9 protein-coding genes and 1 tRNA gene are annotated in these 13,345 nt (G+C 69.7%); 1 reads left to right on the plus strand and 9 read right to left on the minus strand.

The annotated features are described in order from the left end of the window. Positions 1-105 precede the first annotated feature (105 nt). The 7 genes from ACH4RC_RS20810 to ACH4RC_RS20840 all read right to left on the minus strand — a co-directional run bounded on the left by ACH4RC_RS20810 (position 106) and on the right by ACH4RC_RS20840 (position 11,104). Positions 106-1,761, minus strand: coding sequence for a bifunctional aspartate transaminase/aspartate 4-decarboxylase (locus ACH4RC_RS20810; protein WP_398202834.1), 1,656 nt, complete (start codon positions 1,759-1,761; stop codon positions 106-108). A 36-nt stretch (positions 1,762-1,797) separates the two neighbouring features. Beyond that, on the minus strand, positions 1,798-3,501 hold the full coding sequence (aspT, locus tag ACH4RC_RS20815) for an aspartate-alanine antiporter (protein WP_398202837.1): 1,704 nt from the start codon (positions 3,499-3,501) through the stop codon (positions 1,798-1,800). Positions 3,502-3,513: 12 nt separating this feature from the next. Continuing rightward, positions 3,514-5,190 (minus strand): aspartate-alanine antiporter, encoded by a 1,677-nt coding sequence (gene aspT / locus ACH4RC_RS20820; RefSeq protein ID WP_398202839.1) that lies wholly within the window; start codon positions 5,188-5,190, stop codon positions 3,514-3,516. A 117-nt stretch (positions 5,191-5,307) separates the two neighbouring features. Beyond that, positions 5,308-6,771 (minus strand): GH1 family beta-glucosidase, encoded by a 1,464-nt coding sequence (locus tag ACH4RC_RS20825; RefSeq protein ID WP_398202842.1) that lies wholly within the window; start codon positions 6,769-6,771, stop codon positions 5,308-5,310. A 192-nt stretch (positions 6,772-6,963) separates the two neighbouring features. Further along, on the minus strand, positions 6,964-7,881 hold the full coding sequence (locus ACH4RC_RS20830; protein ID WP_398202844.1) for a carbohydrate ABC transporter permease: 918 nt from the start codon (positions 7,879-7,881) through the stop codon (positions 6,964-6,966). 3 nt (positions 7,882-7,884) lie between these two features. Then, positions 7,885-8,886: a carbohydrate ABC transporter permease gene (locus ACH4RC_RS20835; protein ID WP_398202848.1), complete on the minus strand. Its 1,002-nt coding sequence runs from the start codon at positions 8,884-8,886 to the stop codon at positions 7,885-7,887. 877 nt (positions 8,887-9,763) lie between these two features. Further along, positions 9,764-11,104, minus strand: coding sequence for an ABC transporter substrate-binding protein (locus ACH4RC_RS20840; RefSeq protein WP_398202851.1), 1,341 nt, complete (start codon positions 11,102-11,104; stop codon positions 9,764-9,766). Between the two features lie 256 nt (positions 11,105-11,360). Between ACH4RC_RS20840 and ACH4RC_RS20845 the strand changes: the two genes are divergently transcribed. Further along, entirely contained in the window at positions 11,361-12,419 is a 1,059-nt protein-coding gene (locus tag ACH4RC_RS20845; RefSeq protein WP_398202854.1) for a LacI family DNA-binding transcriptional regulator, read from the plus strand. 69 nt (positions 12,420-12,488) lie between these two features. Here the strand turns inward: ACH4RC_RS20845 and ACH4RC_RS20850 are convergent. Further along, a tRNA-His gene (locus ACH4RC_RS20850) sits at positions 12,489-12,561 on the minus strand. A gap of 122 nt (positions 12,562-12,683) precedes the next feature. After that, the gene (gene orn, locus ACH4RC_RS20855) at positions 12,684-13,286 is read right to left on the minus strand and encodes an oligoribonuclease (protein ID WP_398202857.1); all 603 of its coding nucleotides are present in this window, start codon (positions 13,284-13,286) and stop codon (positions 12,684-12,686) included. Between the last annotated feature and the right edge of the window lie 59 nt (positions 13,287-13,345).

A 13,345-nucleotide genomic window follows, 5' to 3' on the forward strand; every position in this document is an offset into this window, starting at 1 on the left:
GGCCGGAGACCTTCAGGTCCCCCCACCCGGCCGGGGCTGCGGTCATGAAGCGGTGGCTTCGAGCGCGTTCAGCAGGGCGGCGACCGCGTTCGAGCCCGGCGGGGGCTATGAGGAAGTCGTCGCCGTGCGCCACTCCTCCGCGTAGGCGTCGAAGATCGCTCGCAGATGGTGGCCGATCTTCAGGTAGTCCAGGTCGTCGAGGTTGGCCAGGGAGACGCGGACGGACCATTGCGGGCCCTCGAAGCCGCCGCCGTTGAGGAGGACGACGCCGGTCTGGCGGGCCAGGCGGAAGAGGGGGTCGATCGGTTCGTAGTTCTCGGAGAGGTACGTGGCGAACTCCGGGCCGTGTTCCAGCTCCGCCTGGGCCATGAGGTCCAGTTCGATGTAGTAGGCGGCGCGCTGCGGATCGTCGGCGATCTTCATGTGGGCGCCCTCCAGAAGGAGTTCGAGGCGGCCCCGGACGATCGAGCGGATGCGGTCCTTGTACGCCTGGCCCTCGTCCAGCATGTCGAAGAGCGAGAAGAGGGAGAGCATGACCTGCTGGGGGAGGGAGAGCCCTGCCGTGTGGTTGAGGGCCACCTGGCGGGAGTCCGCGACCAGGCGGTCGATGAACCTGATCTTCTCGGGTTCGAGGGTGAGCGTGCCGTAGCGCTTGTTCAGGCGCTCCTTCTCCGCCGCCGGGAGCGCGGTCAGCATCTCGTCGATGACGTTGTCGTCGTTGAGGCCGATCACCCCCAGCCGCCAGCCGGTGCAGCCGTAGTGCTTGGAGTAGGAGTAGACGAGCAGCGTGTTGCGCGGCAGGTCGGCGGCGATGGAGCGGAAGCCTTCGACGAAGGTGCCGTACACGTCGTCGGTGACGATGAGCAGGTTCGGGTTGGACGTCGCCACGATGTCCCTGATCTGGTCGCGGACCCGTGCGCTCAGAGCCAGCGACGGCGGGTTCGACGGGTTGACCAGGCAGACCAGCTTGATCTCCGGGTCCGCGAGCTTCGCCACCTCCTGCTCCGGGTAGCGCCACTCCCGTACGCCCGCCTCCGCGAACAGGTTCGCCTCCACGTACGTGACGTCGAACTCGTACGTGTCCAGCTCGGGGATCTCGATGTACGGCGTGAAGACCGGGACCATCAGAGCGATCTTGTCGCCCTTGTGCAGGATGCCGTTCTTCATCAGCGAGTCGAAGATGTAGCACATGGCGGCCGTGCCGCCCTCGGTCGCGAAGTACGAGAAGTCACCGGCCGGCGGCTCCTTGGCGAACATCTCGTCGCTGATGTACCCGCGGACGATCTCCTGGACGTGCGGCAGGATGCGGTCGGGCACCGGGTAGTTGTCGCCGACCGAGCTGTCGGTCAGTTCGTGGACGAAGGCGTCCTTGCCGAAGCCGAAGCGCTCGATGCCGAGCTGGACGCACTGGGCGAGCAGGTCGATGCCGGGCAGGTCCGGGTGGCGGCGCACGAACGTGTCGAAGCGCTCGTAGGCGCCCCGCTCCTCGGGCATGCCTCCCAGGTTGTCGGCCGTCCACACGCGACGGGACTCCTCCAGGGCGAAGTAGCCCAGCGCGTGGAACGCCTCGCGCGGGCCGGTCGCGACCCAGTTGGGGTTGCCGCGGCCCGCGTTCAGCATCTGGACGCTCGTCTTCCCCTTCTGGCCCGGCTGGTCGGCCTGCGACTCCTTGGCCAGCTCGATGAAGACGTTCTTCAGCTCGAAGGGGGAGAGTGTGGCGTACTGCCGGATCTGTTCGCGGGTCAGGTTCGTCTCGGCCATCGGGTCCCTGCTTCCTGAAGATGCTCGGTGCGGTGCTCAGTGGTGGAGGAGGACGATCACGGCGCCCCAGATGGTCAGCAGGACGTTGCTGACGGCGTACGGGATGGTGTAGCCGAGGGTGGGGACCTGGGATCTGGACGACTCGTTGATGGCGCCGATCGCGGCGGTCGTGGTCTGGCCGCCCGCCAGGACGCCCATCAGGATCGGGAAGCGGATCTTCTGGATGTGGTGGCCGACGAGGAAGCCGACGATCAGCGGGACCACCGTCGCGACCGCGCCGAGGATCAGCAGGCCCCAGCCGGCCGACGAGAGGCCGGAGGTGAAGCTCGGGCCCGCGTTGATGCCGACGACGGCGACGAACAGGCACAGGCCGAGGGTGTCCATGAACCACTGGGCGCCGGGCGGCACGTTGCCGAACGTCGGGTACTTGCCGCGGATCCAGCCGAAGACCAGGCCCATGATGAGCGCGCCCCCGGACGTGGAGAGCGAGATGGGCACGCCGCCCGCGGTGAGCGCAGGGATGCCGATGCAGCCGCCGAGGAAGATGCCGAGCCCCACCCAGATCATGTCGGTGGCGAAGGAGGTGGGCACCGGTTTGCCGAGCGCCTTGCCCGCGGGGTCGACCAGGCGCTTGGGCCCGGTCAGGACGAGCGTGTCGCCGCGCTCGACCTTCGTGGAGAGGCGGTAGGGGAACTCGGCCCCCGACCGGTACACCTTGTCGATGTAGACGCCGACCATGAACGGTTCCTTGCGCAGGTCGCCGATGGTCCGGCCGAGCTGGGCCTTCTCGGCGGCCACCACGTGCAGCGTCTCCGTCTGGTAGCCGAGCAGTTCGACGTCGTCGGTCTCGGCGCCGATGTGCGTACGGGCGTCGTAGCCGACCAGCGAACCGCGCAGCGCGCTCACCGCGACGACGTCGCCCTCGCGCAGGACCGTGTGCTGGTCGTGGTCGAGGATCTGCCCGTCGCGGCGGACCCGGGTGAGGTAGATGCGGTGGCCGAGCCGCTGTTGCTGCCGCTCGAAGTCGTCGATGGTGCGGCCGGCGAGGTCCGGGCGCTGGATGGTGTAGGCGCGCAGGACGACCTCGTAGTAGCCCTCGCGCAGGTCGGGGTCGTCCTCGGGCGCGTCCAGCTCCTTGGCGAGGGCGGCGGACTCGGCGGCGAGGTCCTTGCGGTAGAGCTTCGGGAGAACGTTGGCGAGGAGCATCGCGCAGAGGATCGTGCCGAGGGGGTACGTCACCGCGTAGCCGATCGCGACGAGGTTCTGCTCGTCCTTGACCGCGCTGTGCGACAGGCCCGGCAGGTTGCCGATGGCGTCCTGGGCGACACCGATCACCGCGGACTGGGTCAGGGCCCCGCCGAGCAGACCGGCGCTGAGCCCGGGACCGTAGCCGAGGAGGGCGGCGAAGCCCCAGCACACGAGGAGACCGGCGACGCAGACCACGACGGCGTTGACGACCTGCGGCAGGCCGTCCTTCTTCAGGCCGCGGAAGAACTGCGGGCCCACCTTGTAGCCGAGGGCGAACAGGAACATCGTGAAGAAGAGGTTCTTGACCGTCCCGTCGACCGTGACCTCGAACTGGGCGCCGAGCAGCAGCCCCGCCACCAGACAGCCGGTGACGGCGCCGAGGGCGATCGCCTTGTAGCGGATCTTCCCGAAGAGGAAGCCGATCGCCACGGTGATGAAGACGAGCAGCTCCGGGTGGGGCTGGAAGATGTTCCGGTTGAGGAAGTCGATCACGGGCGGGCCCCCTCAGGATCCGAGGATGCCGACGAGCACCGGGCCCGTCAGCGGCAGCAGGAAGTTGGAGAGGGCGTACGTGATCGTGTAGCCCAGCATCGGCACCGACGACTGCGCCACCTGGGTGACGGCGGTGATCGCCGGGGTCGAGCACTGCTGGCCCGCGATGGCGCCGATCAGGAGTGGCGGCTCGATCTTCAGCAGCTTGCGGCCGATGATCAGCGAGATCGTGGCCGGGATCAGCACCATCGCGATCCCGGCGAACGGCAGCAGCGCCCCGTACTCCTTGATCAGCGGCCAGGCCTGCGGGCCCGAGACCAGGCCGGTGCAGGCGATGAAGACCGCGAGGCCCATGTCCTTGATGGTGGTCGCGGCCTGCGGCGGGAACGCGCCGAAGGTCTGCTTGCGTGAGCGGAACCAGCCGAAGAGCAGCCCCGAGATGAGGCAGCCGCCGCCGGTGCCGAGCGACATCGGCACGCTGCCGAACTTGACGACGACCTGGCCGAGCAGGGACCCCGCCGCGATGCCGAGGCCCAGGTAGATGAAGTCCGTCGCGTCGTTCTTCACGACCGAGCCGAGCTTCGCCACCAGCTTGTTCAGGCCCGAGCGGGCGCCGACCAGGGTGAGGACGTCGCCGCGGTGCACGACCGTGTCACCGGTGGCGGGCAGGTCCGTGTCCGCGCGGGTGACGTCGGTGACGTAGACCCCGTCCTTGAGGAACTCGGCGTTCTCCCGCTGGAGGCGGTCGATGGTCTTGCCGTCGTCGGCCTTACGGGTGATCGACACCTGGGCGGTGGCCAGTGGTGAGTCCAGGCCGGGGACGCCCGGGGTCTCGGGGCCGATGAGGCGGCCCGCCTCGATGGCCTGCGCCCGCCGGCCGACCACGAGGACCAGGTCGGAGAGGGTCAGCACCAGGCCGGGGTCGGCGGCCATGACCTTGCTGCCGCGCTTCACGGACTCGATCGTCACCCGCTCGTCCAGGCGGTCCTCCAGCGCGCCCACCGTCTCCCCGTCGGCGGTCGTCACCAGGTACGTACGGCCGACCATGCCGGGCAGCGCGGGCCGCTCGTCCGACTCCAGGCTGCCGCTGCTGCGCGTGCGCTCCCACAGCTGACGGGCGGAGTCGCGCAGGTTGATCCGCATCATCATCGGCATGAGCTGGCTCGTGTACAGCACGATGGTGATCAGGCCGAAGAGGTAGCAGACGGTGTACGCGGTGGCGACGTTGCCCTGGTACTCGGTGATCTGCTGCGAGGTCAGGCCCGACAGCTTGCCGATCGACTCCGTGGCCGTACCGACCACCGCCGACTCCGTCGCCGCGCCCGCCAGGATGCCGGAGGCCGTGCCGACGTCCAGGCCGAACCACTTGGCGAGGGTGAACGCGATGCCGAGGACGCAGGCCAGCTCGATGGCGCACAGGACGAAGAAGCGCAGGCTCTTCCTGTTGAGGTTGCGGAAGAACTGCGGTCCGGCCATGTAGCCGAGGGCGAAGATGAACAGCGCGAAGAACACCGTCTTCACGTCGTCCGAGACCTGTGCCTTGGTCCAGGCGCCGAGCAGCAGCGAGACGATCAGCGTTCCGCAGATACCGCCGAGCGTGAGCGGCCCCACGCGCGCCTTCCCCACGAGGTAGCCGAGCGCGAGGCTGACGAACAGGACGAGTTCGGGGTGTTCCTTGAGGACGCCCACGGGCGGCTCAGAACCGTACGGCGGCGGAGAGGACGAATCGGGTCATATCGGGAAGGTAATGGCGAGTACGCCGCTCCGCCACACGGCGTACTCTCCCCGGCCCCCGGGCCCCCGGGGTTACGGCAGCGGCGGCAGCTCCCCGCTCCGCGCCGCCTGCGCGTACCAGCGCGCGCTCGACTTCGGGGTGCGCTCCTGCGTCTCGTAGTCGATGTAGACGAGGCCGAACCGCTTGCTGTACCCGTACGCCCACTCGAAGTTGTCCATCAGGGACCACTGGAAGTAGCCGCGTACGTCCGCGCCGTCGGTGATCGCGCGGCGGATGGCGCGCAGGTGGCCGTCGAGGTAGCGGATGCGGTCCGGGTCGTGGACCGCGCCGTCCGGACCGGGCTTGTCGTCGTAGGCGACGCCGTTCTCGGTGACGTACAGCGCGACGCCCGGGGCCTCGGCGCTGTAGTGCATGAGGAGGTCGTGCAGGCCGGTCGGGTCGACGGACCAGCCCATCGCGGTGCGCTCGCCGGGCGCCGGGTGGAAAACGATGTCTTCCGAGCCGGGCCAGGGGGAGTGGTCGGAGGCGCCGTGGCCGTCCGAACGCGGGCCCGTCGGGGCGTCCGGGCCCGGGGACGAGACCACGGTCGGCTGGTAGTAGTTGATGCCGAGGAAGTCGAGCGGCTGGTGGATCGCGGTGAGATCGTCCTCGGAGACGAAGGACCAGTCGGTCAGCCGTACGGTGTCCGCGAGCAGGTCGGCGGGGTAGTGGCCGTGCAGGATCGGGTCGGAGAAGACCCGGTTGGCGAGGGCGTCGATGCGGCGCCGCGCCTCCTGGTCGGCCGGGTCCTCGGTCTTGGCGCGTACGGCCGACGGGTTGAGGCTGATGCCGAGGCGGGCCCGCGCGGGCAGCACCGAGCGCAGCGCCTGGGTGGCGAGCCCGTGGCCGAGGTTGAGGTGGTGGGCGGCGCGCAGGGCGGCGACCGGGTCGGTGCGGCCGGGGGCGTGCACGCCGGAGCCGTAGCCGAGGAAGGCGCTGCACCACGGCTCGTTCAGGGTCGTCCACATCTCGACACGGTCGCCGAGCGCCTCGCCGACCAGGGCCGCGTACTCGGCGAACCGCTCGGCCGTCTCGCGCACCGGCCAGCCGCCCGCGTCCTCCAGCTCCTGGGGGAGGTCCCAGTGGTAGAGGGTGAGGGCGGGGGTGATGCCGCGGGCGAGCAGGTCGTCGACGAGGCCGCGGTAGAAGTCGAGGCCGCGCTGGACGGCGGGGCCGCGCCCGGTGGGCTGCACGCGGGACCAGGAGACCGAGAACCGGTAGGCGGTCAGGCCGAGTTCGGCCATGAGCGCGACATCGTCGGGGCGGCGGCGGTAGTGGTCCACGGCCACGTCGCCGGTGTCGCCGCCGAGGGTCTTGCCCGGGGTGTGGCTGAAGGTGTCCCAGATGGACGGGGTGCGGCCGTCGGCGGTCGCCGAGCCCTCGATCTGGTACGCGGCGGTGGCCGCGCCCCACGCGAAGCCGGCCGGGAACGAGACGGACGCGGGGGCTGCGGCCGAGGGGCCGGTGTTGGGGGCGGCGGAGGTGCCGGAGGTCATGGAAGCGCTCCCATGGGGTTTCGGGGACAGAGGAGAAGAGGGCCGGGCCGCGCGCCCGCGGACGGGCACACGGGGTCAGTCGTTGACCGCGCCCGCGGACAGGCGCAGGGGGTCAATTCTTGACCGTGCCCGCGGACGGGCGCACGGGGTCGGTCGTTGACCGCGCCCGCGGACCGGCATGCGGATGCGGGATCAATTCTTGACCGCGCCCGCGGTGATGCCGCCCACGATGTGCTTGCCGAGCAGGGCGAACACGGCGAGCAGCGGCACCGTGGAGATCAGCGCGCCGGTCAGCACGACGGCGGTGTCCACGGTGTGGTTGCCGGCTCCGAGACCCGCGAGGGAGACCTGCAAGGTGGGCGTGCCGGTGTCGGTGAGCACGATGAACGGCCAGAAGAAGTCGTTCCACGCCTGGACGAAGGTGAGCATGCCGAGCACGGCCATCGCGGGCCGCGCCACCGGGAACACCACGTGCCAGATGATCCGCAGGCTGTTCGCGCCGTCCACCCGGGCCGCCTCGACCAGTTCCACCGGGAGCGCCTCGACGAGGAACTGCCGCATGAAGAACACGCCGAACGCCGCGACGAGCGACGGCATGATCACGGCCTGGAGGGTGTCCGTCCACTTCAGGTCCGTGATGATCTGGTACAGCGGGATCACGGTGAGCTGCGGCGGTACGGTCATCGTCGCCACGACCAGCGCGAGCAGCACATTGCGGCCCTTGAACTGGAGCTTGGCGAAGGCGAAACCGGCGAGCGTCGCGAAGAGCACGGTGCTGATGCTGATGACGCTCGCGACGACGGTCGTGTTGATCAGGGCCACGCCCATGTGGACCTGGTTCCACGCCGTGGACAGGTTGTCCATCAGGTGCGGACCGGGAAGCAGCGGCGCGGGCGCCTGCTGGACGCGCGTGGCGTCGTGCGAGGCCGCGACGACGTTCCAGTACAGCGGGAACAGCGAGACGAACGCCGCCACGGCGAGCAGGACGTACGTGAGCCAGCCCGCCTTGCGCTGATCACCCGCGGCGGGGCCGAAGCGGCGGCGGCGCGCGGGCGGTGGCGTGACCGGAGCGGTCGTCGCGGGGGCGGGCGCCGGGAGTTGGACGGTCATGGATCAGCCTCCCAGCTTCTTGGCGTTGAGACGGGCGGCGAGCCCCTGAATGGCACCGATCAGGAGCAGGATCAGCAGCATCACCCAGGCGATGGCCGAGGCCCGGCCGAGCGAGTTGTTGGTCCAGCCCGTCTGGTACATCAGCAGCGACAGGGTCTGGTACTGGCCGCCACTGCCGCCGCCGATACCGACCGAACCGCCGTACAGCATCGGCTCACCGAACAGCTGGGTCGCGCCGATGGTCGAGACGATGATCGTGAACAGGATCGTCGGGCGGATCGAGGGGATCGTCACGCTGGTGAACTGGCGCCAGCGCGAAGCGCCGTCGAGCGAGGCCGCCTCGTAGAGGTCGTTCGGCACGGCCTGCATCGCGGCGAGGTAGATCAGCGCGTTGTAGCCGGTCCAGCGCCAGGTCACGATGGTGCTGATGGCGATCTGCGCCCACCACTTGTCGGAGTCCCAGCGGATGGGGCCGAGGCCGAACACGTCGAGCAGCGAGTTGATCATGCCGTAGTCGGTGTTGAACAACTGGGCGAAGACCAGCGTCGCCGCGGCGATCGAGGTGGCGTACGGGGCGAGCACCGCGATCCGGAAGAACGCGCGGCCGCGCAGATGCGAGTTGAGCAGGTGCGCGAGGCCCAGGGCCATCAGCAGCTGCGGGACGGTCGAGATGACGCCGATGGTGAACGTGTTCGTCAGCGCGCGCCAGAAGAACTCGCTGTCGATGAGCCAGCTGTAGTTGCCGAAGCCGACCCACTTGGCGTCGCTCTCGGCGCCGAGCTGCACCTGGTGCAGGGAGAGCCAGCCGGTGTAGATCAGCGGGAACAGGCCGAAGGCGGCGAAGCAGAGGAAGAACGGCGTGATGAACGCGTACGGCGAGCCCTTCATGTCCCAGCGGAACAGCCTGCTGCGCCAGGAAGAGGGGTCGGGCCGCCGGGACGACCCGGCGGAGGGCGGTGCGGACGACGAACTGCCGCCGGCATCCGCCTTGACGGAGGTGGCCACGGGGGCGTTCCTTCCGGTTCGGATGTGGTGCGCTTGCGCGAAGCTTGGTGCGGGACGGTGGTGCGGGGTAGTGGATCGTGCGGGCCGGGTCGGAGCGCGGCTGAGGTGACGCGGCGCGGGGTGCGGTGGCGGGCCCGGGGTGCGTTTGGTGCGGGGTGCGCCTGGTGCAGTGGTGGGTCCGGGGTGCGTTCGGTGCGGGGTGCGCCTGGTGCGGTGGTGGGTCCGGGGTGCGTCCGGCGCGGTGGTGCGCCTGGTGCGGTGGTGAGCCGGGGGTGCGTCCGGCGCGGGTTGCGGCTGGTGCGGGCGGCGCTTCGTATCTGCGCCGGGCGGGTTCCTGCGGGGCGGCACCGCGTGCGCCGCGTAAGGCGTGCGCAGGGCACCCGCCCGGCCCGGCGTCCGTCCGGCACCTGTCTTGATCGGTGCTTTTCCGGCCGGACCTCACCTGGGGCCGGTCCGGTTCAGCACCTGTTGCGCTCGGTGCTGTCCGGCCCGACCTCACCTGGGGCCGGTCCGGTTCGGCACCTGTTCTGCTCGGTGCTTCTCCGGCCTGACCTCACCTGGGGCCGGTCCGGTTCGGCACCTGTTGCGCTCGGTGCTGTCCGGCCCGACCTCACCTGGGGCCGGTCCGGTTCGGCACCTGTTCTGCTCGGTGCTTTCCGGCCCCGCGCTCCTGGCGCCGCCGGCCACGTTCACGTGACCCCGGGGGCGGAGCCCCGGTGCCCGCCCGCCTCGCCCCCTCCGCGAGGCGGGCCCCGCAAGGCCTGAAGAGGCCCCGCGGGGGTCTGACCCCGGGTGCGGACCCGGCCCCCTACTGGCCACCGGGGCCGCCCGGGGTCGACAAGACCCCGGGCAAGCCCCACCCGGCCCGCCGGGACGGCTACTGCTCGATCTTGTCGTCGACCAGCTTCGTCACGTTGTCCCACGCCTTCTCGGGGTCCGTGCCGCGCTGCTCGATGTCGAGGATGCCGTTGTCGGTCACGAACGTCTTGACCTGGCCGTCGTTGGCACCGATCGGCGCGGGCTTGATGCCCTGGGCGATCGTCGAGTAGATCTTGCCGGCCGGGGTGTCACCGAAGTACTCGATCTTGGCGGACTCGGTGGCGGTGAGCGCCGCCTTGTTCGACGGGGTGTTGCCGTTGACGCCGAAGACCTTCTCCTGCTGCGCGGCGGCGGTCAGGTAGGCGGCCAGCTCGGTGGCCTCCTCGACGTGCTTGCCGGACTTCGGGACGCCGAGGAAGGAACCGCCCCAGTTGCCGTTCTGCGGGGGCAGGGCGATGCCCCACTTGCCCTTGTCCGAGGGGGCGTTGTCCTTGATGATGCCGGTCATCCACGCCGGACAGGCGACCGTGGCGAACTTGCCGTTCTTGATCGCCGCGTTCCAGGTGCCCTTCTCGTCGAACTGCCGCAGCTTGGCGGTGTAACCGCCCTCGGCGGCCTTGACCGAGAGGTCCCACGCCGTCTTCACACCGGGGCTGGTGTCGTAGACGAGCTTGCCCTTGTCGTCCGAGTACTGCTGCGGCTGGCTGGAGAGGACCGCGTTGAAGAGGCCGCTCGCGGAGTCGGTGAAGGAGGTGCCCTTGGGCGCCTTCTTCTTGTACTCGGCCCCGACGTCGAGGAACTTCGACCAGTCGCCCTGCCACAGCTTGGCGACGGCGTCGGCGTCGTCCGGCAGGCCGGCCTGCTTGAAGTAGTCCTTGCGGTAGCAGATGGCCATCGGGCCGATGTCGGTGCCGAGGCCGACGACCTGGTCGGTGCCGGGAACCGTGGCCTGCTTCGACTTGTAGTCGACGAACGCCGCGGCGTCCGCGCCCTTCGCCTTCGACATGTCGACCCACTTGTTGGCCATGGTGGGACCGGTCGCCTCGGCTATGTAGCCGACCTCGATCGCCTGGATGTCGGCGAGGCCGCTGTTGCGGGACATGCGCAGCTTGAGGGTGTCCCAGTACTTCTGACCGTCCTGGACGTTGTCCTCGACGATCTTGATGTTCGGGTGCGACTTCTCGTACGCGGCGTAGAGATCGGCGCCCTTGTTGTCGAAGCCGAAGGTGCCGAACGTGCCGACATGCAGGGTGATCTTGTCGCCGCTGTCTCCGGCCGAGTCGCTGTCGTCGTCGCTCGCGCTGCAGGCGGTGCTCAGCAGTGCCACCGCGGCGAGTCCTGCGGCGTACGCCATGGTCGTGCGGCGGGCACGGCCGCCGGAGTTGCCCGAAGTGCGCATTGCGTCCTCCAATGTGCTTTCACTGATCTGATGCGCTGACCCCGGCCAACTGCACAGCTGGGCCCGTTGGTTACTACATGCGGCTCGGGCGGGGAGAGTGCGGGTTATGTAGGCATCCGATACGGTGGGAGCGCTCCCACACGTGATGTGTTGAAGAGACTCGCCGCTCGGCCGATTGGTGTCAAGACACCGGGCGGATCCAAGTCGGTTGGGTTACACGGCTGTTAGATTCCGCCTGAGACTTCTGGAGGTAGCAGTGAAGGCGCATCACGGCACGCACAGCAGGCGGCCCACCCTTGAGGAGGTCGCGGCCCGGGCGGGTGTGGGCCGTGGCACGGTCTCGCGGGTGATCAACGGATCGCCGCGGGTCAGCGACCGCACCCGGGCCGCGGTCGAGGAGGCCGTCGCCGAACTCGGCTACGTCCCGAACACGGCGGCCCGCGCCCTCGCGGCCAACCGCACGGACTCGATCGCCGTGGTCGTCCCCGAGGCCGAGTCCCGGTTCTTCTCCGAGCCGTACTTCTCCGGCATGGTCGGCGGTGTCGGCGTCGCCCTCGCCGAGTCCAACCTCCAGCTCCTGCTCACCTTCGCCCGCGGCGAGCGCGAGCAGGACCGCCTCGCCGCCTACCTCGCCGCCCACCGCGTCGACGGCGTCCTGCTCGTCTCCGCCCACGCCGACGACCCCCTCGCCGACCGGCTGCTCCAGATGGACATCCCGACGGTGATCAGCGGCCCGCGCTCCGCGGACGAGCCGCTGCCCTCGGTCGACACCGACAACGTCGCGGGCGCCCGCTCCGCCGTCGCCCACCTGACCTCCCGCGGCCGCCGCTCGGTGGCGATCATCACGGGCCCGCTCGACGTGTACGGCGCCGAGCGCCGCCTCGCCGGGTACGAGAGTCAGCTGGCCGCGGACGAGATCCCGTACGACGAGAAGCTCGTGGCGTACGGAGACTTCACCGAGGAGGGCGGGCGCCGCTGCATGGCCGAGCTGCTCGAGCGCCGCCCCGACCTGGACGCCGTCTTCGCCTGCTCCGACCTGATGGCCTCGGGCGCCCGCCAGGAGCTGCGCCGGGCCGGCCGCCGCATCCCGGACGACGTGGCCCTCGTCGGCTTCGACGACTCGGTGATCGCCCGCCACATGGAGCCGGGCCTGACCAGCGTGCGCCAGCCCACCCGCGACATGGGCCGGGCCGCAACCGAGCTGCTGCTCGACGAGATCGCCCTGGCCGCCGAGGGCAAGCGCTCCTCGGTCCGGCGCGGCGCCGAGCGCCACGTGGTGCTCCCGACGGAGCTGGTGATCCGCGCCTCCTCGTGAGGGGAGGCCCCTTTGCGGGCCAACATCAAGGGCCCCGGTTCTCTCGAACCGGGGCCCTCGGTCAATCAGGGTGAGTGACGGGACTTGAACCCGCGGCCACCTGGACCACAACCAGGTGCTCTACCAACTGAGCTACACCCACCATGTCCGGTCTTCTGTCGTTCTTCCGACCGGCCGAGAAAAAGTGTACAGGGTCCGAAGGGGTGCTCGCGCACCCGTTTTCCGGACCCCGTACGGGTGGACACGGGACAGCCGCGAAACCGGCTATTCCGCAGGCAGGACGTACTTCGCCGCGATCGTCTTCGCGGTGTCGGAGTCGGGCCCGGGCTGCGGCACGAAGACCGCCTCGCGGTAGTAGCGCAGCTCGGCGATGGACTCGCGGATGTCGGCGAGCGCCCGGTGGTTGCCGTTCTTCTCCGGACTGTTGAAGTACGCCCTCGGGTACCAGCGCCGGGCCAGTTCCTTGACCGAGGACACATCGACGATCCGGTAGTGGAGGTACTCCTCCAGTGTCGGCATGTCACGCAGCAGGAAACCGCGGTCGGTGCCGACCGAGTTCCCGCAGAGCGGGGCCTTGCCCGCATCCTTGACGTGCTCACGTACATAGGAGAGAACCTGCTCCTCGGCGTCCGCGAGCGTCGTGCCGCCCGCCAGCTCGTCGAGGAGACCGGAGGCGGTGTGCATGGTGCGCACCACCTCCGGCATGGTCTCCAGCGCCTCGTCCGGCGGGCGGATCACGATGTCCACACCGTCGCCGAGTACGTTCAGCTCCGAATCGGTGACCAGTGCGGCCACCTCGATGAGCGCGTCGTTCGCCAGCGAGAGTCCGGTCATCTCGCAGTCGATCCACACCATGCGATCGTTCATGCGACCAACCCTACGGGTCGGACCTTCGCGCTGGCAGACGACGGTCGTCAGCTCTCGTT

It is taken from the genome of Streptomyces sp. NPDC016845, from assembly GCF_044332585.1.
Lineage (GTDB): Bacteria > Actinomycetota > Actinomycetes > Streptomycetales > Streptomycetaceae > Streptomyces.